Genomic DNA, 21,089 nt, shown 5'->3' with positions numbered 1-21,089 from the left:
ACGTCACGCCGGACATGACGATCTACAAGGAAGAAATCTTCGGCCCCGTGCTGTGCATCGTGCGCGTGCCGGACTTTACGACGGCGCTGGACCTGGTCAATGCGCATGAATATGGCAACGGCACGGCCATCTACACGCGCGACGGCAACACGGCGCGCGAGTATACGCACCGGGTGCAGGTGGGCATGGTCGGCGTGAACGTGCCGATTCCCGTGCCGATGGCCTTCCACAGCTTCGGCGGCTGGAAGCGCAGCCTGTTTGGCGACCACCATGCGCACGGTCCGGAATCCGTGCGTTTCTACACGAAACAGAAGGCCGTCACGCAGCGCTGGCCGGCATCGACGGCGGCAGGCGCCGAGTTTGCCATGCCGACCCTGAAGTAAGGCACCATGGCGGTGCGCTGCATCAGCGCGCCGCCACGTATCCGTAGCAAGTTTTCAGTTTTGCATAGTCGTAGAAGACGCTGCCCGGCACGATGCGGGCGCCGTCGCACGCGGCCTGGAAATCGGTTTCCTTTTCGTTGTACAGCAGGCGCACGATCAGCTGTCCTTCGCTGTTGCGGTACACATCCCACTGCATGTTGGCCGCCAGCGGCGAGACGTTCTGGCCGCGCCATCGAGGGCCTTTATGGCTGGCGCTGTCCGATATCGGCAGCGGTGCCAGCGCCTCTTTCAAGCCCATGGCCGAGGCGAGCGGAATGATCATCTCGGCGTGCGTGAAGCGCAGCTTGGCCGCGTGGCCCAAGTCACCGCTGGCCAGTGCATCGACTTCCTTGAAAAAATCGTCGCGCAAGGCCAGCGCGAAGCGCCAGGTTACGCCTGCGCTGCTCGTGGTGCCCGGCCCTTTCTGGTAAAAATCCTCGTGGTCGGCGATATAGGCGTAGTAGCGCGCATCCTCGGCGGGCATGTAGCGGCTGAAATCGGCCGGCACTTCATGGCGCATGCCGGCGGCGATCGCATACAGTTCATACAGTTTCGTCGCGGCCGCATTCAGGCTGCGGATGACGGTCTTGCCGCTGCCCGCCATGGTGCGCGTGAGTTTCCCGTCCGCGCTGGTGAACGTGTAGCTGCCCGTGTCCGCATAGCTGGCGGCGCCGCGCTCAAGCTGGTCGAGAAAGGCAGGTGCAAACAGCCGTTCAAGCACGTGGCGTGCATGCGCGGCCGCTGCCGGCAGCCTGGCCGGGGCATCCATCAGCGCGTGCAGCTGCTTGGTTCTTTCATAGTATTGGTAGGCCTGGCTGGCGGCATACGTGGGGTAATACGGGTTGGCGCGATCGGCGACAAGATCCGTCTGCGGCGTCAGCTTGTGCGCGTACAGCAGGAAGCGGTTGACGCCATCCGCTTGCGGTACCGCCTTGCGTCCCTGCGGATACGGCGCCGGGGCGAGCGGAAAGTACAACAAGGGAGCCAGGGCGGGCGCGTGCTCCAGCAGCGACTGCGTGAAAAAGCGTGCACTGTCGCGCGCGCGGTCCACGCCGGAATCGATGGTGACGAGCTGGCGCGGCGCCGTCGCCGCGTCCTGGCCCACTTGCGTAAACAGGGCGGGCATGCGCGCCAGCATGCGCACGGCCAGTTGCTGGTGTTCCTCGATGCCCGTCTGCGACAGATTGCCGTAGCCGGGTTTCTCGATGCCGGCCACGCCATAACCAAGCAGCGCGTTGGCCTTCATCAGGGCCAGGATGTCGGGACCCAGTTCGCGTCCCAAAGGCATCAGCGCATCCTGCGCGGCGGCCTGCTGCCACATCGCATACAGGGCCGCGTCGCTCTTCATGCCGGTCAAGCCGCGCGAGCCGTGGCGCGCCACCAGTTGCGTGTAGATGGGCTGGAAGCCGGCCGGCGGCGCGGCATACGTGGCCGTATCCTGCTGCGGCGCATAGGGCGTCTTGGTCTGGTAATGGCCTTCGACGGCCAGGACGTGACTGGCGTGCAAGGACAGGGCCAGCAGCATGCTGGACAGGGGGAACGGTGGGGCATGGCGATCCGCGGGTGACGTGATTGATTACCAGGCGTAGCCTAGCATCAAACGCCAGACAGGCGGGCACGGCTGCCCGCCTGCACTTCGCGGTTACTGCGCCACGTGGCCGTAGCAGGTCTTCAGTTTCGCATACACATAGAAATGGCTGCCGGCAGCAAAGCGGGCGCCATCGCAGGCGGCCTGGAAGTCCGTTTCCTTTTCGTTGTACAGCATTTTCACGAGCACATTGCCACCGGCGTCGCGGTACACGTCCCACTGCATGTTGGCCGCCATCGGCGCCACGTACAGGCCGCGCCAGCTGCTGTTGTCATAGCTGTAGGTTTGCGCCGCAGGCAGCGCGCCGACAACGGTCTTCAGGCCCATGGCCGTGGCCAGCGGGATGATGGCTTCCGCATGCGTGAAGCGCAGCTTGGCGCCGTGCGACAGGTCGCCGCGCGCGATGGCGTCCACTTCCGTGAAAAAGTCGTCGCGCAGCGCGCGCACGTAGTTCCAGGTGACGCCGGCGCTTTCCGTGGTGCCGGGGCCCTTGTTATAGAAATCCTGGTAGTCCTGCACGAAGGCCTGGTACTTGGCCGCGTCCGACGGCATGTACTGTACGAAGTCGGCTTTCACTTCGCTCGTCATGCCGGCCATGATGGCGTACAGGTTGTACAGCACCGAGGCCGCGTCGGCCAGGCCCTTGATCGTGGTGCCGCCGTCGCCCGTGACGGTGTTGGTGAATTTGCCGTCGTCGCTGGTGAAACTGTACGTGCCCGTATTGGCGAAGCGGTAGGTGCCATTGTCGATCTTGTCGACGAAGGCCTTGCTGAACAGACGTTCCAGCACTTCGCGGCCCAGGGTGCGCGCCGTGGCATCCGTGTCGATGGCTGTGTACTTGGCCAGGAAGGCGGGGCTTTCCAGGTAGGCCTGATAGGCTTGGCTATCCTGGTAAGTCGGGTAATGGCGGTCGAGGGCATCGGTGACGAGGTCCGTCTTCGGCACCAGCTTGTGCGCATACAGCAGGAAGCGGTTGGTGCCATTGGGCTGGGCCACGGGCTTGCCGGCCGGGTAGCCGGCGGGCGCGGGCGGCAGGGTAATCAGCGGCGCGACGTTTGGTGCCGTGGCGGCCAGCGACTGCGCAAAATACGCGGCGCTGTCCTTGGCGCGGTCCACGCCGGAACTGATGGTGACGATCTGGCGCGGCGCGCTGGCGGCGTTCGCGCCCAGCTGCGTGAACAGGGCGGGCAGGCGCGCCAGCATGCGCACGGCCAGCTGCTTGTGCTCATTGATGCCCGTCTGCGACAGGTTGCCGTAGCCGGGCGCCGTGATGCCGTCCACGCCGTAGCCGAGCAGCGCGTTGGCCTTCATCAGTTTCAGGATGTCGGCTCCCAGCTTTTGCCCCAGCGGCGTGAGCGCATCGTCGGCGGCCGCCCGTTGCCAGACGTTGTAGAAGGCCGCATCGTATTTCATGCTCGACAGCCCGCGCGAACCATGGCGCGCCACCAGTTCGGTAAACACGGGCGCGTAGCCGGCCGGCGCGGTTTCGTATGTGGCCGCGTCCTGCTGCGGCGTGTACGGCGTCTTGGTCTGGTAGTAGGTGGTGGGCGGTGGCGTGACGGGCGGAGTGGCCGGCGGCGTGACCGGGACAGGTGGCGTATCGTCTCCGCCGCCACAGGCGGCCAGGGCGAGCATCAGGAGGGACAGGGGAAGATGGCGGGCGTGCAGCATGGCGTTTCCTTTGGATGTGAGTTGCCCGGGCGCGCCGCGCAGGGCGGCGCACCCAGGATAGATAGGCAGGACGATGGGAGTTACAGCTTGAGGGCTTTGGCCAGGCTGTTGGCGCGCGCATCGCGCTCGCTCAAGGGCGCCAGGCCATGGCGTTCCTCGATGAACTTCAGGATCGACACGGTTTCATACTCGGTATGGTCGATATGGCCGCCTTCGCTGAAGGGCGAGATGACCAGGGCGGGGATGCGCGTGGCCGGGCCGAAGCGGTCGCCTTTCGGTGGCGCCACGTGGTCCCAGAAACCGCCGTTTTCATCGGTGGTGACGATGATGACGGTATCCTTCCATTGCGGCCCTTCCATGATGGCGCTGATGATGGCCACGCCCTCGTCGTCGCCGGCCGCCACGCTCGATTTATCCATCCCCGGATGCATGTTCTTCTTGCCCATGGGTTTGTAGAACGAGACGGGCGGCAGCTTGCCCGCCTGGACGTCGGCGAGCATGTCCGAACGGTCCTTCAGGTGCGTGGCGCGCTGCTGCGGGCTGTCGATGAAGCGCTTGAAGTAGGTGAACGGCTGGTGGTGATACGAGAAATCGTCGGCCTTTTTGCCCGACTTGGTAGAGGCGACGGCGATGTCGTAGCCGTCCGCATAATAGACCCACGAGATGCCCTTGTCCGTCAGGCGGTCGCCGATGGTGGGCATGGTTTGCGGCGGCAGGAACGTCTGCTTCTTGGTCGGGTCGAACAGCAGCGGGCCTTGCATGGTGTTGACGGCGTAGCCGTCCTGCGTCACTTCCGCCTCTTCGCCCTTCTTGTGGCCCGTGCCGCGCTCATCCTGGGCGACGATCGACTTGGGCGCGTTCGGGAACACGGGTGTGCAGGCGCAGGTCAGCCACATGTGATTGAGGAAGGAGCCGCCATAGGCGGACTGGAAGAAGCGGTCGGCCAGCGTGTAGCGCTGCGCCAGCGCCCACAGTTTGAGCTTGCTACCGTCGAAATAGCCCATGGGCAGGGCGCCCGTATTGCCCTCGACGACGAAGCGGTCGTTCTTGCCGTCGTTGATCTGGCGCTTGTGCGTCCAGAACGCGTGCACGGGACTGGCCGTCTTGTCGCCCAGCGACACGCTCGGCTCCATGTGGAAGGGCGCGTTGGCGATGTCGGCCTTGAAGCGCGAGTCCAGGCCGCCCTTGTCGAGCGCCACGGCGGGCAGCATGGCATACGGCTTGCCATTGGGGCCGGTCTGCGTGGTGGTGTCGGGCGAACGGCCATTGGCGATGCCGTCGGCGCCGGGGAAAGTGCCGAACAGGTGGTCGAAGCTGCGGTTTTCCATGTACACGACGACGATCTGGCCGATCTTCGCCAGCTTCGGATCGGCGGCGGCGGGCGTACTGTGCTGCGTGCCGGCGGGCGTGGTACAGGCCGCCAGGCCGATCGCCCCGATGCCGAGCAGGGCGGTTCTTAGAACGTGGTTCAACATAACAGTCTCCTTGATGACGCCTCCGTGGAAGGGGCGCTTTTTGTAGTGGTGTGGCCGGAACTGGCCTGTCTGAAGAAATTGCACACGTGTGCAGTACACGTGTGCAAACAGTAACCCGGATTTTTTTTGATGTCAACAAGTACAGGCGGGGGATGAAAAAGTGTGGAAAACGGGGAACGGCGGGCGGTGGCGGGCAGGCAGACGGCGTTGCGCCATCTGCCGTATTGCATCGTTTAGCGCGTCGTGCCGCGCCGCACCAGAGTGACGGGAACTTCCTTCAGGCGGCCCGGCATGGCAAATTTTTCCATGCGTTCGACCAGGCTCTTGACGGCGCGGCGCGCCAGTTCGCCCGCATCCTGGCGGATGGTGGTCAGCTGGTAGGCGTCCAGCGCGGCCATGGGAATGTCGTCGAAGCCGATCACCTGCAATTGCGCGGGCACGTCGATGCCATACTTGCTGCGCGCCGCGTCGATGAAGCCGCAGGCGATCAGGTCGGTGGCGCAAAAGACGCCGTCGGGCAGCTTGCCCGAGGCGAGCAGGGCGTCGGCCGCTTCCTGGCCCGCCTGGTAGCCGATGGCGTCGGCCAGGTATTCGCCAGCCGTGCAGCGTTTCTTTGCCACCGCCGGCGCCAGGTGCTCGAGGAAAGCCTTGCCGCGCGCGATGCCGCTGAAACTGCTGGCGCGCGTGTTGACGAAGGCCAGCCGCTTGGCCCCGCTGTCGAGCAGGGTGCTGGCCGCCAGTTCGCCGCCGTTGCGGTTGTCGCTGTTGACCACGTCCACGCCCTTCAGGTCGCGCGCGCGGTTGATCATGGCCACCGGCACCTGGCGCTGCAGGTATTCCGTCGCCACGGCGGACGGCGGCGAGCCGGACGTCATGATGACGCCGGAAATTTTATAGCTGAGGAGGATGCGCAGCAGTTCGCTGAGGCGCTCGGGATCTTCCGCATTCATCAGCAGCGGCACCAGCGCATGTTCGCTCAGGCTGCGCGTGACTTCGCCCAGCAGGGCTACGCGGAACGGGTCCGTGAAGCCCGTGATGACGACGCCTACCAGGTTGCTTTGTCCCTGGTTCATGCTGCGCGCCAGGATGTTGACCTGGTAGCCCAGCGACTGCGCCGCTTCCATCACGCGGGCCCGCGTTTCGGGCGCCACGCTGGCGCCGGGCGTGAACGTGCGCGAGACGGCGGAGCGCGAGACGCCGGCCCGTTTGGCGACGTCCACCGAAGTGACCCAAGACTTGTCTTTTTGTTCCATTGACGGTGTAGATGAATGAGAGGCCGATGCACGATGCGGTGCGGCGCAACGCCGCGCCATCATCTTAGCCGAAAATCCCGGCCGCGGCGCGAACTGAATGTCGCGCCACGGCCCTCGCGCCGGCCCTCGGCCTTCCTACCCGCCTACCACTTCGGCGTGTACTTCAGGGTCAGCTGCACGTTGCGCGGGTCGCCGAAGTGGTTATTGCCGCCCGTGTCGTTATACGACGGGATCACGTAGCGCTTGTCGAACAGGTTGTTGACGTTGACGGCCAGCGACAGCTGCGGCGTGGCTTGCCAGGCCAGGCGCGCGTTCCACAGCGAGAAGCCGGCCACGTCGAACGAGCGGCCGAAGTCCAGCGTGTGGCTTTGCATGTTCACGCCGGCGCCGACGCTGAATTTGCTCCACTCGCCGGGCAGGGTATAGCCGGACCACAGGCGCAACATGTGCTTCGGCGTCCATGTCGAGAAGACCTCGCCCTTGTTGTCCGGGTCGTCGAGGTAGGTCGTCGTCGTGTAGGCATAGCCGGCCGACAGCTGCAGGCCGCGCGCCACTTCGCCCGACACTTCCGCTTCCAGGCCCTGGCTGCGCACCTTGCCCGAGGCGCGCGAGCAGTACCAGCCGTCGCAGGCGAAACCGGCGGCGTAGTCGTTGACGGCGCGGTCCTTGTGCTCGTAGCGGAAGACGGCCAGCGAGGTATTGACTTTGCCGTCCAGCAGCTCGCCCTTGATACCCGCTTCATAGCTGTCGCCCGTGACCGGTTTCAGGACCTGGCCTGCCGCGTTGCGGTTCGTCTGCGGCTGGAACACGCCCGCATAGCTGGCGTAGGTGGACCATTGCGGCGTCAGCGCATGCATCAGGGCCACCGATGGCGTGAACTTGGCCGTGACACGGGTGGTGTCCGCCGTGCCGCCCTGGGGGGCATACTCGAAGTCATACCAGCTGAAACGTCCGCCCAGCAAGGCTTTCAGGTGAGTGGTCAGCTGGCCGTTCCAGGTGCCGTACAGGCCTTTCTGGCGCATGTCGTAGGTGCTGCTGGAGCTCACGCCGCGCGCGGCGATGGTGTCGAAGTCCTGCCATGGGCGGTGATGGTCGATATTGAAGATTTGCGCGCCCTGCGTCCAGGCGCGCGCATAGCGGTCGTCGGAATGGAACTTCACATAGCTGGCGCCCACGACGACTTCCTGCGCGATGCCCAGGCCATCGAATTTGCCACGTACGAAGGCGTCGATGCCGCGCTTCTGGTTCTTGAAATCGGTGGAGAAGTCGCCGTACATGGAACCGCTGCCATCGGCCTTGATGGTGCCGGCCATGCGCTGGTGGGTCGAATTGGTACGTTCATTGACGCCCAGCGCGGCCGTCTTGAAGGTCCACCGGCTGTTGAAGTGGTGCTCAAGGTCCAGGTTGACGGTGGTCTGTTCCACCTTGCTGCGGTTCCAGTCGGCGCCCGTATAGGTCGAGCGGGGCAATCCCAGCTCGCTGCCGTCGGCGTAGCGCGCCAGGCCGATGAACATCGGGCGGCCGCGCCCATTGACGTTGCTCACGGCCAGGCCCACGGTGGTGGCGGGGCCGAGGTCGTAGTCGAGCGCCGCATACACGGTGCGGTTCTTGCTCCAGACCTGGTCGATGAAGGAATGGCTGTCGTCTTCATCGACGATGGCGCGTCCGCGCAGGCTGCCTTGCGCATTCAGCGGCGTGCTGGCGTCGAGCTGCGCGCCGTAGTGGTCCCACGAACCGGCGCGGCCCGTGAGCGCGACCTGGCGCGTGGCCAGCGGGCGCTTGCGCACCAGGTTGACGGAGCCGCCCGGGCTGCCCGTGCCTTCGAGCAGGCTTGATGCGCCGCGCAGCACTTCCAGGCGGTCGTAGATGACCATGTTTTCCTGGCCCCAGTTACCCAGCGCATAGGTGTTGCGGTCGATCGGCACGCCATCGTACTGCCATTGATCGATCTGGAAGCCGCGCGAAGTGATCACCACGCCCGGGCCCACGCCATGCACGCCGACCACGCCGGTGACGTTGTTGACGGCTTCGCGCAAGTCCGTGATGCCCTGGTCGTCCAGGCGCTGGCGCGTCAGCACGCTCACCGATTGCGGCATGTCCTTCATCGACTGTTCTCCCTTGCCGAGGGTGATCTTGCGCGCCGTGTAGGAGCCGCTGCCTTCCGTAGTGGCGCCTTGCTCGGCCTGGCCGACGATGGTAATCGAGGGCATGGTGCGCTCGGCCGCCGAAGCGGCGCTGGCCGCCGCCGTTGGGGCGGACGCCGGCGCGGCCACCAGCACATAGCCGGTGGCCGTCTTGCCGATGGCGTAGCCGCTGCCGCGCAGCAGCACTGCAAAGCCGTCGTCGATGGCGTAGCTGCCCTGCAGGCCGGCCGTCTGCAGTCCCTGCACCTTGGCCGAATCGATGACGATGGACACGCCCGCCTGCTGCGCATAGCGGTTCAGGGCGCCGGCCAGCGGACCGGCGGGGATGGCGTAGCTGGCGGCAGCCGGCACGGTCTGGGCGACTGCCTGGGCGTGCAGGCCGGCGCTGGCCAGCAACAGGGCGGCCAGGGCCAGTGGGCGCAAACGCGTGCGCAGGGTGTGCGTGGATGAAAGGGCAACGACTTGAGCGTACATGGTGACAGCCTTTTTTGATTGATCTCAGCTGCCTTGACGCACGAGATGCGCAAAGTGGAACCGCGAACGCAAAAAAATACATTTATTTTTTTGCGGGGCCGCTGGCGGGCGCGTCCACCATCACCAGGTAGCGCGTCAGCATGCGGATGCGCAACTGGGGGAAATTGTCGATCAACAGCTGCAGCGCCTTGTCCGTGTCGTCCAGCGGCAGCACGGCCGCCACGCGGATGCCGGCGATCTGCGCCCGGTCGTAATGCAGCTGGCCGGGGCGCTGGCGCGCCAGCTCGTCGAGCACGTCGGCCAGCGGCAAGCCGTCGACCACCAGCTGGTGCGCGCGCCACGCTTGCTGCACGCTGGCCGCATCGATGCTTGTCAGTGGCCCGACGCCATCGCGCGTGATGCGCGTGCGCTGGCCCGCCTGCACCACGACGGCCGGATGTTGCGGCACCTGCGCCGATACTGTCGATTCGAGCATGCTCAAGATGGTGGCGCCGTTTTCCCTGCGCACGGCAAAGCGCGTACCCAGCGCACGGATCGCCGCGTGGTCGCTGTCGACGATGAAGGGGCGCTGCGCATCCTTGGCCACGTTGACGAGAATGTCGCCACGCACCAGTTCCACATGCCTCTCGCCCGCATTGAAGCGCACGTTGACGGCGCTGCCGCCGGCCAGGGTCAGGCGGCTGCCATCGGCAAGGGTGTGCGTCTGCCATTGTCCCGTGGGACTGCGCAGGTCGGCCAGCAGGTAGGCGGGACGTTCGCCGAGGACCAGCGCGCCGGTCAGCACCAGCACGGCTACGGCGCTGGCGGCGGCCAGCTGGCGCAGACGCTGGCGCTTGGGCGCGATGGCGGCCAGGGCGGCGCGTGCGGGGCGATGGTCGCCGCCGGCCGGCTCGCGCACGGCATTCAATTGACGCAGCAGGTTTTCCATGTCGGCGGCCACTGTCGCGTGCAGCGGATCGGCCGCCTTCCACGCAGCGAAGCCGGCTCGCGCCATGTCGCGTTCGGCCAGGTCGTCCGCGCTCAGCTGCACGATCCAGCGGGCGGCCTGCTCGGCGGCGATATCGGTGCGCGTGCCGCTCATGCCGCCATGGCCGGGCAGGCGTGGCGGCAGGCCAGCAAGGCTTGCACTAGGTATTTTTGCACCATGCGCGTGGAGACGTTCAGCTGCGCGGCGACGGCGGCCTGCGGCTGTTCTTCCAGGTAGTGCAGCAAAAAGGCGTCGCGTGCCTTGGCCGGCAAGCCGTCCAGCGCCGTGGCGATCTGCCCGAGCGCCTGCACGGCCATCAGGATCTCCTCCGGCGAGGGTGCGCCGGGCAGGCTGTCGGCCAGCAGGGCCAGTTCCGCCAGGTAGCTGCGTTCGAGTACTTGCCGGCGCGCGCGGTCGAGCAGCAAGCGTTTCGCCGTCGTCGACAGATAGGCGCGCGGCTCGCGCATGCCGAACAGGGCGTCGCGCGAGGCGATGATGCGTAAAAAAGTGTCTTGCGCCACGTCGGCCGCGCCATGCGGGCAGCTGAGTTTCTTGCGCAGCCAGCCGACCAGCCAGCCGTGATGCTCGCTGTAAAGCGACTGCACTTGCTGTTGCAGGCTGGGCTGGATGGCGGACATGGGTGATGAATAATATAAATGAGAATTATTCTCATTGTAAGCGGCAGAGGCGGCTTGCCACAATCCCCGATTGCATGGGGAGGGGACAGTGTTGCGCGCAGGCCGCATGCGCGCTGATGGCGGAAATGAAAAAACCCGCCGCTGCACGGGACAGGGGCGGGTTCTTCATACTGCAAATTCTTGGTGGTGATAGGTGGACTTGAACCACCGACCCCAGCATTATGAATGCTGTGCTCTAACCAACTGAGCTATATCACCAAACAGACCGGTCAGACCGGATGCTCGTTTTGATCAGGGGAAACCTGATCGATGTTCTTTGGTGGTGATAGGTGGACTTGAACCACCGACCCCAGCATTATGAATGCTGTGCTCTAACCAACTGAGCTATATCACCCAACAGCCGAGCATTATCCAGTCTTCCCATTTCCTTGTCAATGCTGGCCATGAAAAATCTGTGGATTTTTTGTGTGTTACAGCGTTCATGATTATTTCAGCAACGGCTGGATCTGCGCCAGCATGGACGAGGCCGGATCGGCGCCCAGGCAGTCGATGACGATGCGTTCCGGCATCGAACGCAGCCAGGTCAGCTGTCGCTTGGCCAACTGGCGCGTGGCGATGATGCCCGTCTCGCGCAGGGCGGCGCGGTCGATGCGGCCATCGAGGTAGTCCCAGGCCTGGCGGTAGCCCACGCAGCGCATCGATGGCAGGCCCGGGTGCAGGTCGCCGCGCCGGCGCAACCCATCCACTTCATCGAGCAGGGCGTCGTTTTTCAGCATCAGGTCGAAGCGCGTGGCGATGCGCGCATGCAGCACGGCGCGGTCCGACGGTTCCAGCGCGAATGATTGCAACTGGAACGGCAGCACGGTCTTTTCGCGTCGCGCCAGCAGGGCCGACATGGGCTGGCCGGACAGGGCGATGATTTCCAGCGCGCGGCCGATGCGCTGCGCGTCCTGCGGCGCCAGGCGCGCCGCCGTGACAGGGTCTTGCTGTGCCAGGCGCGCATGCATGGCGGGCCAGCCGATGGCGGCCGCGTCCTCTTCCAGCTGGGCGCGCAAGGCCGGGTCGGCGCCGGGCAAGTCGTCGAGGCCATCGGCCAGACCCTTAAAATACAGCATGGTGCCGCCGACGAGCAGCGGCAGCTTGCCGCGCGCGGAGATCTCCGCCACCAGGCGCAGGGTGTCGTTGCGGAACTGCGCCACGGAATAGGCGTCCAGCGGGTCGATGATGTCGATCAGATGATGCTGTACCTGGGCCAGTTCTTCCCTCGACGGCTTGGCCGTGCCGATATCCATGCCCCGGTAGACGAGGGCGGAATCGACGGAAATGATCTCGGACGGGATGGCTTGCGCGATGGCCAGCGCACTGGCCGTCTTGCCGCTGGCCGTGGGGCCCATGATGGCGACGGCCAGGGGGAGGGTATGGGTATTTGTCATGATGCTTTTTTGATGTGCTTGCGATGGGGGGGGCAAGGCAAAGGCTGGGGTCAGACCCGGCGGGTCTGACCCCGGAATTTTATTGGCCGCGCAGGAACAGTTTATCGAGCGCGTTGATCTCGACCTGCACCCACGTCGGCCGGCCATGGTTGCACTGGTCGGCGCGTTCCGTGCTCTCCATCTGGCGCAGCAGGGCGTTCATTTCCTGCACCGATAAAATCCGGTTGGCGCGCACGGCTGTGTGGCAGGCCAGGGTGCCCAGCAATTCGTTCTGGCGCTCGATCAGCACGCGCGAGCCGCCGTATTCGCGCACGTCGCGCAGCACGTCGCGCGCCAGGGTTTGCGCGTCGGCGTTCTTCAGCAAGGTCGGCACGCTGCGCACGGCCAGGGTGGTGGGCGACAGGGCGGCGATGTCGAAGCCCAGCGCTTTCAATGTGTCCTGGTTTTCATTCGCCGTCGACACTTCGATGGCGTCCGCGTAGAACGTCACGGGGATCAGCAAGGATTGCACCTGCATGTCCTGGCCCGACACTTGCGCCTGCAGCGCGTTTTTCAACTGCTCGTACAGGATGCGCTCGTGCGCCGCATGCATGTCGACCAGCACCAGGCCCTTGGTATTTTGCGCCAGGATGTAGATGCCATGCAGCTGGGCCAGGGCAAAGCCCAGCGGATACTCTTCGCGCGCCATCGCTTCGGGCGAGGCGATGTACGGTTCCACCTGCGTGATCGGCGAGTTGGCGGCACCTGCGCCGCCGCTGAACAGGGCGCCATAGGCCGCCGCGTCCTGGGCCACGCCTGGCGCGTCGGCAAAGAAGGGAAGGTTCGCGCCGGGCGAGGCGGGGGCAAAGGTATTTGTAAACTGCGCGCCGAATGACGTTTGCGTCTGCTCGCGGCGCCAGATGCCGGGGCCACCCAAACCCGCGCCAGCGGTATCGCCGCCCAGGGTGGAAGCGGCCGGCAAAGGCGCCGGTACGCTGCCGAAGGCCGTGGCCGACGTTTGCGCCAGCGCGCGCTGCACGGCGTGGAATACGAACTGGTGCACGGAACGGCTGTCGCGGAAGCGCACTTCGATCTTCGACGGGTGCACGTTGACGTCGACCAGGGCCGGGTCGAGGTCGAGCGCCAGCACGTACGACGGAAAACGGTCGCCATGCAGCACGTCCTGGTAGGCCATGCGCACGGCGTGCACGAGCAGCTTGTCGCGCACGAAGCGCCCGTTGACATAAAAGAACTGGCCATCGGCGCGCGCCTTGGACGCCGTCGGCAAGCCGGCAAAGCCGTGTATGTGCAGGCTGCCGGCCGACTCGTCCAGCGCCAGTCGCGCTTCGGCGAAGTCGTTGCCGAGGATGTGGGCGCTGCGCTTGGCCAGTTCGCTGATATTCCACTGGTCGATGGTGCGGCCGTTGTGCGACAGCGAGAACGACACGTCCGGCCGCGCCAGCGCGATGCGGCGCACGACTTCGGCGCAGTGGCCGTATTCCGTCTGCTCCGATTTGAGGAATTTGCGCCGCGCGGGCGTGTTGAAATACAGGTCTTGCACGTCGACCGTGGTGCCGTGCGCGCCCGACGATGGCGAGACGCTGCCATTGTGCGAGCCGACGATTTCCCACGCATGGGCTGCGTCGGCCGTGCGCGAGGTCACGGTGACGGCGGCCACCGAGGCGATCGAGGCCAGCGCCTCGCCGCGAAAGCCCAGGGTACCCACGTTTTCCAGGTCGTGCAGCGAGGCGATTTTTGACGTGGCGTGGCGCGCCAGGGCCAGCGGCAGCTGATCCTTGTCGATGCCGCGGCCGTTGTCTGTAATCGCGATGCGTTTCACGCCCCCTTCTTCCAGCCGCACCGTGATCTGCGTGGCGCCCGAGTCGAGCGCGTTTTCCAGCAATTCCTTGACGACGGCGGATGGCCGCTCGACCACCTCGCCGGCGGCGATTTGCGAAATCAACTGGTCAGGCAAGGCCTGGATCGGGCGGTGGGGCGTGATGGGAGCGTTCATGACCCAATTATACCGGGGTCAGACCCTCAACGCCGCCAACGCCAGCGTACTTGGGGTCAGACCCTCAACACCGCTAACTCAAAATTTAGCGCCGACGTGCCCGGGGGCTGACCCCAGCCTTAGTCGCTATTTATTCCCCGCCTCCCGCACCGGTATCGGCGCATTGCACAGGTCGATATGGCCTGCCGTGACCTTGCTCCACGGGCCGCCGCGGTGGCGCTGGGCTTCCAGCACGGCCTGGTAAGCGGCGCTGTCGGTGCGCATCACTTCCAGGTTGCTGCGCTGCTCGGGTGGCACGCTGGCGGCCAGGCGGATGGCCTTGATCGGCACGTTTTTCTCGGGGCTGTCATAAAAGCCCATGGGCGCCGTGCCCCGTGGCAGGGTGGACAGTAATGGCATGCCGGAAACGACCCTGCCGACGACGGTGATGTCGCGGTCCAGGTGGCGCGGCGACTGGCCGATGACGGCGTACAGCTCCGTGCCGCCGCCGCTGTCGCTGGTGCTGTCGCGGCCCACGCCCACGGTGGCATAGCAATGCGTGAGCCAGGCCGTGCCCGTTTTCGGATCGCGTGCCGACGGGAAGCCGTTCGAATGGCCCACTTGCGGCGCATAGCCATCGACGTCCGGCAGGCGCGTGAAGCTCTTGATGTTTTTCAGCGGTACCGTGAATTCGCCGGGCAGCGTGCGCTGGGCATGCTGGATCGGCTTGGGATTTTTCTCGTTCGGATCGCCCCACTGCGCCACCCAGTTGTCCTGCGCGCGCGTGATGGCCAGGCCGTCGTAATACTGTTCCGCCACCAGGGCCTTGATGTTGGCCACGTGTTTCGGCGCGAAGTCGGGTGCCAGTTCGATCACCACGCGGCCGGCGGGAATGTCGAGGTACAGGGTGTTGTCCGGGTCCAGCGGACGCCAGTCGGACGGCTTCGATGCCTTGATCACGTCGGCCAAGGTTGCCTTGGCGGGCAGTTCGGCGGGCGCCTTGATCTGGACGGGCGCCGCGTGGGCAGCCAGCTGTGCAAGGCCCAGTACGGTGGCCATGGTCAGGCCGCTCAGTGGGTGTCGATACATGTTTTCTCCTGGTCGACGCGGGTTGCGTCGTGCAGAAAGTGTATACCGGAATGGCAATATTTCGTTGGAAAAACATTGCAGATGGCGATCCTGACAGTTGCCTGCCGATATGGCTTTTCCTTAACCTTTACTTAAATTGCCACACGCGCAAGGGCGCCGCATAATTAATCCAGAAATATCGCCCCGGGGACTGCCGTTGCGCGGGCCGGGTGGTGTATGATTCCGCCGCTACCTTTAGGGAAAAATATATGGATTTTGTGCAATTCCTCGACATGATCGTGCATGTCGACAAGACGTTGGGTATCTTGATCGAGCAGTACGGCACCCTCGTGTATGCGGTGCTGTTTGCCATTATTTTTTGCGAGACAGGCCTCGTGGTGCTGTTTTTTTTCCCTGGAGATACCTTGTTGTTTATCGCCGGCGCGTTTTGCGCGACGGGACAGATGCACCTGGGCTTGCTGATAGTCTTGCTGGTGACAGCCGCCGTCACGGGCAATACGCTCAATTACTGGATAGGCGAGGCCATCGGGCAGAGGGTGTTTACCCACGATTACCGCTGGATCAACAAGGACGCCATGCGCCGCACGCATGAATTCTTTGAAAAGCACGGCGGCAAGACCATCATCCTGGCCCGTTTTGTGCCGGTGGTGCGTACCTTCGCCCCGTTCGTGGCCGGCATTTCCGACATGACGCATGCGCGCTTCCAGATGTACAACATCACGGGCGCCCTGTTGTGGGTGGTCGGTCTGGTGACGGCGGGTTACTTCTTCGGCAATATCCCATGGATTCGCGACCACCTGACCTTGATCGTGCTGATCGGTGTCGGCGCCGCTGTCGTGCCGGTGGTACTGGGCGGCATGTGGAAACTCTACAAGCGCATGGTCGGCAAGTCGGCGTAATTGCTGCAAAGATCCAGGGCAAGCATGCTGCGGCGCCGTCCGCAGCTGGCCCTGGATCCCGTTTTCTCTTCGGTACTTCTGCTTTGCTCCTGCCTTGATTCAAGTTTTGTTGCTTTCCAACCGTAAACCAGAGGGTATTCTTACTTTCTGGATTTCCATGCGACATTTGAGCGCCCTGTTAGCTTGCAGCCTTGCCGTGATGACGGCCATGGCAAGCGCCAAAGATGCCCCCGCCCCGGCGAGCGCCACCGCATCCGCGCCCATGTCGGCGTCGGCGCGCGCGGCCGCCATGAAAACCCTGACCGAATCGGTGAAGGGCAAGGAGGTCAAGACGCCTGTCGTCGTCGCGCCCACGGCGCGCGAAAAGGAAGAAGCGGCCGAAGTCGACCTGTCCGAACGCATCGCGGCGCGCCTGGCGGAAATGCGCGCCACCCAGGCGGCCCGCGCCGCCGCCCGCGCCAAGCGCGCCGCCGTGGTGAAGGCCGCACCGCCGCCGCCACCGCCCGTGGCGCGCGGCACGCACTGGTCGTACGAGGGTGACAGCGGCCCGGCGAACTGGAGCAAGATCAATGTCGACTGGGCCAAGTGCGGCAATGGCAGCCGCCAGTCGCCGATCGATATCCGCGATGGCATGAAGGTGGAACTCGAGCAGATCAGCTTTGACTACCATCCGTCCTCGTTCAACGTGGTCGACAATGGCCACACGGTGCAGGTGGGCGTGAGCGGCGGCAATTACATCACGGTGCAGAACCGCATGTTCGAGCTGCAGCAATTCCATTTCCACCGCCCGTCCGAAGAGCGCATCAATGGCAAGGCGTTCGAGATGGTGGTGCACCTGGTGCACCGCGACGCGGAAGGCCGGCAAGCCGTGCTGGCGCTGCTGCTGGAGCGGGGCGCGCCGCAAGCGACCATCCAGACCGTGTGGAACAACCTGCCGCTGGAAAAATTCGAGACCATGCAGCCGACCATCCTGCTCGACCCGGCCGAGATGCTGCCGGCGCGGCGCGATTACTACACGTATATGGGGTCGATGACGGAGCCGCCTTGCAGCGAAGGCGTGCTGTGGATGGTGATGAAGCAGCCGGTGCAGGCGTCGCCGGCGCAGATGGCGTTGTTCAGCCGCTTGTATCCCTTGAATGCGCGCCCGATTCAGCCGGGCAATGGACGCATCATCAAGGAATCGAATTAAATAAACTCAAGGCGCTGGCGGCCCGTCCATTCGGCGCCGGCGGCCAGGGTATCAGGCTGGATCAGGGCCGGCTCGATGCAGATGAAGCGCGGCTGCTCGTCGTCGGGCAGGTCGGGCAGGGCGGCCGCGTCTTGCGCGCCCGGGTTCCACACGACGGCGTCCGTGAAGCCCTGCTGCTCCAGGCGCAGGGTATGGCTGCCAGATTGCAGGGTCAAGGGACCGGGCAGCTGGTAGTAGATGCGGTCCATCTTGTCCGCGAACTGCAGCACTTCTTCCGCCTGCAAGGCATCTTGCGGCGTCTCGTCCGAGTAGCGCACGCGCTGCAAGCCGCCAACGCGCGCTTCGCTCAATTGATCAATCGCAAAATAACTGTGCAGGGCGGCCGAGAATGGAAACGCCTGCTCGCCCGTGTTGTGCACGGACAGGTTCAGTTCCAGCGCCTGCGCCTTGACGGCCACGCGCAGGCGCAAGGTGAAAGCCCAGGCCCAGGTGGCGGCGATCGCTTCCGGCAAGTCAGCCTGGGTCAGGACAAATTGCGCCCATGCGGCGCCATCGGCCTCGCCGCTCGATTCCAGCTGCCACGTCGCCACGCGCGCAAAGCCGTGGCGCATGCCCGTGCCGCGCGCGCCGAACTGGGGAAAGATCACGGGTACGCCGCCACGGATGGCGCGGCTGCCGTCGAGGGCGGAATCGCGGCTGCAGAACAGGCGCTCCTGGCCATCGCTGGTCTGCCACGAGACCAGGTGGCCGCCGTACAGGGTGACGGTCGCTTGCGCGCCATCGGCGGCGCGGATGGTCACGGCCGGCAGCTGGCCAAAGGTACTCTCGCTCATGCTAGGCTTTCATGTCATGTCAGGTCAGGCGGCTTTTCGCCAGTGGCGGATTCTTGGCAAAATAATTCTTGATGCCCGTGACGATGGCGTCGGCCATCTGGTCCTGGTAGCCGTTGTCGGTCAGCTTGGCTTCTTCTTCCGGATTCGAGATGAACGCCGTCTCGATCAGGATGGAAGGGATGTCCGGTGCTTTGAGCACGGCGAAGCCGGCCTGTTCGACGGAACCCTTGTGCAGGCGGTTGATGCCGCCGATTTCGCGCAGCACGGCCTTGCCCAGCTTCATGCTGTCATTGATCTGCGCCGTCGTCGACAGGTCGAGCAGCACGCTGGCCAGCTGCTTGTCGTGGTTCTTCACGTTCACGCCGCCGATCAGATCGGCCTGGTTTTCCTTGTTGGCCAGCCAGCGCGCGGCCGTCGAGGTGGCGCCCTTTTCGGACAGTACGAAGACGGACGAGCCGCGCGCCGTCGGCTGGATGAAGGCGTCGGCGTGGATCGAGACGAACAGGTCGGCCTGCACCTTGCGCGCCTTTTCCACGCGCATGCCCAGCGGGACGAAGAAATCGGCGTCGCGCGTGAGCATGACGCGCATGTTCGGCTGCAGTTCCAGCTTGGTCTTGAGGCGCTTGGCGATGGCCAGCACCACGTCTTTTTCGCGGCTGCCCCGGCTGCCCATGGCGCCCGGGTCTTCGCCGCCGTGGCCGGGATCGAGGGCGATGGTAATCATGCGCACCACTTTCTGGCCCGGCAGGGGACGCGCTTCGGGGCGCTGTTCCGGACGCACGTCGGGCACGGGCGGCACGATCGGCGTTGCCGGTGTGACGGCGGCCACGGGCGGCTTGCCGCTCTCGGGCAGCGGCAGCGCGGGCGGCGGCGTGTGCGTGTCGGCCATGGGTGGCTTGGCCGGGTCGCTCGACCAGTCGCCCTTTTCGATCATCTGCGCGATCAGGTCCGGCTCGCGTACGGGATACAGGTCGAAGATCAGGCGGTGGTTGTAGGAGCCGGCCGGGGGCAGGGTAAACAACTGCGGCGTGACTTCCTCTTTCAGGTCGAACACCAGGCGCACGACGTTGGGCCGGTTCTGGCCCACGCGCACCTGCTTGATGTACGGGTCGTTCGACTGGATCTTCGCCACCAGGCCCTTCAAGGTGGGATTGAGTTCCAGCCCTTCGATGTCGACCACCAGGCGTTCCGGATCCTTGACGATGAAGTGGGTCGCCTTGAGGATGCTGTCGTTTTCCAGGGTGACGCGCGTGTAGTCCTCGGCCGGCCAGACGCGCACGGCGAGAATTTGCGCCGCCATCGCCGACATGGGCGCGAACACGGACAACAGCAGGGTGCCGCCGGCCTTGAGGACCGTGCGCCGGGTGATGGGCGAGGAGATCAAAGGTTCGGGGCGAACTTGAGACGGTGAAGGCATGACAGACCCAATTCAGAAGACGCTTGCAATTCTACATCACGTCCTGTACCCGCAACGTTCAAATAAATATTCAGGTCGGCCGGCGGCAGCACCGGTTCGGCTTTCTCCGGCCATTCGACGATGCAGATATTACGGCCGTCGAAGTCTTCGCGAAAGCCCGCGTCGAGAAATTCCTCGGCGCTGCCCATGCGGTACAGGTCGAAGTGGATGACGTTGACGCTCTGGCCATCGAGCTGCACCGTGTACGGTTCGGACAAGGTGTAGGTGGGGCTTTTCACGTGGCCCGCATGGCCGGCCGCGTGCAGCAGGGCGCGCGTGAGGGCCGTCTTGCCGGCACCGAGGTCGCCGTGCAGGTAGATCGCCAGGCCCGGCGCCAGCGCGCGCGCCAGCGCGGCGCCCAGCGCGGCGGTGCCGGCTTCGTCGTGGAGGTGGGCTTTGAAGTGTTCGGTCATTATCTTCGGTATCGCATAAAATGGAGGCTGCTGTCATTGTAACCGCCCGCGCGCCTCCCGTTTTCCGTAAAGTCCCCTATGTCCGCCACCGTCACCGATCTCGCCGTCCTGGCGCGCACCATCAAAGAATGGGGGCGCGAGCTGGGTTTTGCCGAGGTGCGCATCGCCGACGTCGACCTGTCGCACATGGAAGCGCCCTTGCAAGCCTGGCTAGCCGCAGGGTATCACGGCGAAATGGATTACATGGCCAGCCATGGCATGAAGCGCGCGCGCCCGGCCGAACTGGTGCCGGGCACGGTGCGCGCCATCAGCGCGCGCATGAATTATCTGCCGCCGGCGCTGGGGCCGGACTGGCGTGCGCACGAGGCGGCGCGCGACGCCGATCCTGAAGCGGCCGTGATCTCCGTGTATGCGCGCGGCCGCGATTATCACAAGGTGATGCGTTCGCGCCTGCAGCAGCTGGCCGAGCGCATCAAGGGCGAGATCGGCGACTTCGGCTACCGCGTCTTCAGCGATTCGGCGCCCGTGATGGAAGTCGAGCTGGCGCAAAAGGGGGGATTGGGCTGGCGTGGCAAGCACACCTTGCTGATCAACCGCCAGGGCGGTTCCTTCTTTTTCCTTGGCGAGATCCTCATCGATGTGCCGTTGCCCGTCGATCCGCCGGAAACGCCGCGCTGCGGCCAGTGCTCGGCGTGCATCACGGTGTGCCCGACGCAAGCCATCCTCGGGCCGTACCAGCTCGACGCGCGCCGCTGCATCTCGTATCTGACGATCGAATTGAAGGGCGCCATTCCCGTCGAGATGCGCCCCCTGATTGGCAACAAGGTGTATGGCTGCGACGATTGCCAGACCGTCTGCCCGTGGAACAAGTTCGCCCAGCGCGCCGTCGTGCCCGACTTCGACGAGCGCCACAGCCTGGGCAGCGCCGGCATGGTGGAGCTGTTCGCCTGGACGGAAGAGGAATTCAACCGCCGCATGGAAGGCAGCGCCATTCGCCGCATCGGCCACGAACGCTGGCTGCGCAACCTGGCCGTCGGCATGGGCAATGCGGCCGCCAAGGCCAAAGGCCAGGCCGACATCGTCGCGGCCCTGCTGTCGCGCCGCGAGCATCCATCGGCCATCGTGCGCGAACACGTCGAATGGGCGCTGGCCTTGCACGGCATCGCCTAGACC

Annotated in this window: 17 protein-coding genes and 2 tRNA genes; 4 read left to right on the top strand and 15 right to left on the bottom strand. The window is 65.0% G+C overall.

Features of this window, described 5'->3' with window-relative positions:
• Window positions 1-383 (top strand): aldehyde dehydrogenase family protein (locus GYK42_RS25145; protein WP_166449711.1); only part of this gene is annotated, 383 nt, incomplete at its 5' end.
• Between the two features lie 22 nt (window positions 384-405).
• Here the strand turns inward: GYK42_RS25145 and GYK42_RS25140 are convergent.
• From GYK42_RS25140 to GYK42_RS25085, 12 genes are all read right to left on the bottom strand, one after another.
• The gene (locus GYK42_RS25140; RefSeq protein ID WP_240943806.1) at window positions 406-1,929 is read right to left on the bottom strand and encodes a histidine-type phosphatase; all 1,524 of its coding nucleotides are present in this window, start codon (window positions 1,927-1,929) and stop codon (window positions 406-408) included.
• A gap of 135 nt (window positions 1,930-2,064) precedes the next feature.
• Window positions 2,065-3,681 (bottom strand): histidine-type phosphatase, encoded by a 1,617-nt coding sequence (locus tag GYK42_RS25135; protein ID WP_166449709.1) that lies wholly within the window; start codon window positions 3,679-3,681, stop codon window positions 2,065-2,067.
• 80 nt (window positions 3,682-3,761) lie between these two features.
• Window positions 3,762-5,156, bottom strand: coding sequence for an alkaline phosphatase family protein (locus GYK42_RS25130; RefSeq protein ID WP_166449708.1), 1,395 nt, complete (start codon window positions 5,154-5,156; stop codon window positions 3,762-3,764).
• 233 nt (window positions 5,157-5,389) lie between these two features.
• A complete protein-coding gene (locus tag GYK42_RS25125; RefSeq protein ID WP_166449707.1) occupies window positions 5,390-6,409 on the bottom strand; it encodes a LacI family DNA-binding transcriptional regulator in 1,020 nt (339 codons plus the stop codon).
• Window positions 6,410-6,552: 143 nt separating this feature from the next.
• Window positions 6,553-9,027, bottom strand: a complete 2,475-nt coding sequence (locus GYK42_RS25120; RefSeq protein WP_166449706.1) for a TonB-dependent siderophore receptor — start codon at window positions 9,025-9,027, stop codon at window positions 6,553-6,555.
• A gap of 82 nt (window positions 9,028-9,109) precedes the next feature.
• A complete protein-coding gene (locus GYK42_RS25115) occupies window positions 9,110-10,108 on the bottom strand; it encodes a FecR family protein (protein WP_166449705.1) in 999 nt (332 codons plus the stop codon).
• Complete coding sequence (locus tag GYK42_RS25110; protein ID WP_166449704.1) at window positions 10,105-10,632, bottom strand: sigma-70 family RNA polymerase sigma factor; 528 nt, start codon at window positions 10,630-10,632, stop codon at window positions 10,105-10,107. Before GYK42_RS25110 ends, GYK42_RS25115 begins: the two co-directional genes overlap by 4 nt.
• A 181-nt stretch (window positions 10,633-10,813) precedes the next feature.
• Window positions 10,814-10,890 (bottom strand) — tRNA-Met (locus tag GYK42_RS25105).
• Window positions 10,891-10,949: 59 nt separating this feature from the next.
• A tRNA-Met gene (locus tag GYK42_RS25100) sits at window positions 10,950-11,026 on the bottom strand.
• A 91-nt stretch (window positions 11,027-11,117) separates the two neighbouring features.
• Entirely contained in the window at window positions 11,118-12,065 is a 948-nt protein-coding gene (gene miaA / locus GYK42_RS25095) for a tRNA (adenosine(37)-N6)-dimethylallyltransferase MiaA (protein WP_166449703.1), read from the bottom strand.
• A gap of 79 nt (window positions 12,066-12,144) precedes the next feature.
• Window positions 12,145-14,058 (bottom strand): DNA mismatch repair endonuclease MutL, encoded by a 1,914-nt coding sequence (mutL, locus tag GYK42_RS25090; protein WP_166449702.1) that lies wholly within the window; start codon window positions 14,056-14,058, stop codon window positions 12,145-12,147.
• 126 nt (window positions 14,059-14,184) lie between these two features.
• Window positions 14,185-15,126 (bottom strand): peptidylprolyl isomerase, encoded by a 942-nt coding sequence (locus GYK42_RS25085; protein WP_166449701.1) that lies wholly within the window; start codon window positions 15,124-15,126, stop codon window positions 14,185-14,187.
• A gap of 248 nt (window positions 15,127-15,374) precedes the next feature.
• Between GYK42_RS25085 and GYK42_RS25080 the strand changes: the two genes are divergently transcribed.
• Window positions 15,375-16,025, top strand: a complete 651-nt coding sequence (locus tag GYK42_RS25080; RefSeq protein ID WP_166449700.1) for a VTT domain-containing protein — start codon at window positions 15,375-15,377, stop codon at window positions 16,023-16,025.
• Between the two features lie 157 nt (window positions 16,026-16,182).
• Window positions 16,183-17,214: a carbonic anhydrase gene (locus GYK42_RS25075; protein WP_166449699.1), complete on the top strand. Its 1,032-nt coding sequence runs from the start codon at window positions 16,183-16,185 to the stop codon at window positions 17,212-17,214.
• Here the strand turns inward: GYK42_RS25075 and GYK42_RS25070 are convergent.
• From GYK42_RS25070 to tsaE, 3 genes are read right to left on the bottom strand one after another with little or no spacing between them, the layout of a single operon-like run.
• Window positions 17,211-18,047, bottom strand: coding sequence for a D-hexose-6-phosphate mutarotase (locus GYK42_RS25070; RefSeq protein WP_166449698.1), 837 nt, complete (start codon window positions 18,045-18,047; stop codon window positions 17,211-17,213). The two genes, GYK42_RS25075 and GYK42_RS25070, sit on opposite strands and share 4 nt — an antisense overlap.
• Before the next feature lie 19 nt (window positions 18,048-18,066).
• Window positions 18,067-19,464: an N-acetylmuramoyl-L-alanine amidase gene (locus GYK42_RS25065; RefSeq protein WP_166449697.1), complete on the bottom strand. Its 1,398-nt coding sequence runs from the start codon at window positions 19,462-19,464 to the stop codon at window positions 18,067-18,069.
• Window positions 19,428-19,916, bottom strand: coding sequence for a tRNA (adenosine(37)-N6)-threonylcarbamoyltransferase complex ATPase subunit type 1 TsaE (tsaE, locus tag GYK42_RS25060; RefSeq protein ID WP_034780043.1), 489 nt, complete (start codon window positions 19,914-19,916; stop codon window positions 19,428-19,430). Before tsaE ends, GYK42_RS25065 begins: the two co-directional genes overlap by 37 nt.
• A gap of 78 nt (window positions 19,917-19,994) precedes the next feature.
• Here tsaE and queG point away from each other — a divergent pair, with 78 nt between their 5' ends.
• Window positions 19,995-21,086 carry a tRNA epoxyqueuosine(34) reductase QueG gene (gene queG / locus GYK42_RS25055; RefSeq protein ID WP_166449696.1) on the top strand — a complete coding sequence of 364 codons (1,092 nt, stop codon included), beginning with the start codon at window positions 19,995-19,997 and terminating at the stop codon, window positions 21,084-21,086.
• Window positions 21,087-21,089: the final 3 nt, after the last annotated feature.

The organism is Janthinobacterium lividum (assembly GCF_011601275.1).
In the GTDB taxonomy this organism is placed as follows: Bacteria; Pseudomonadota; Gammaproteobacteria; order Burkholderiales; family Burkholderiaceae_D; genus Janthinobacterium; species Janthinobacterium lividum_E.
Note: the sequence above shows the minus strand (reverse complement) of the source record. Positions and strands in the feature narration are given on the sequence as shown.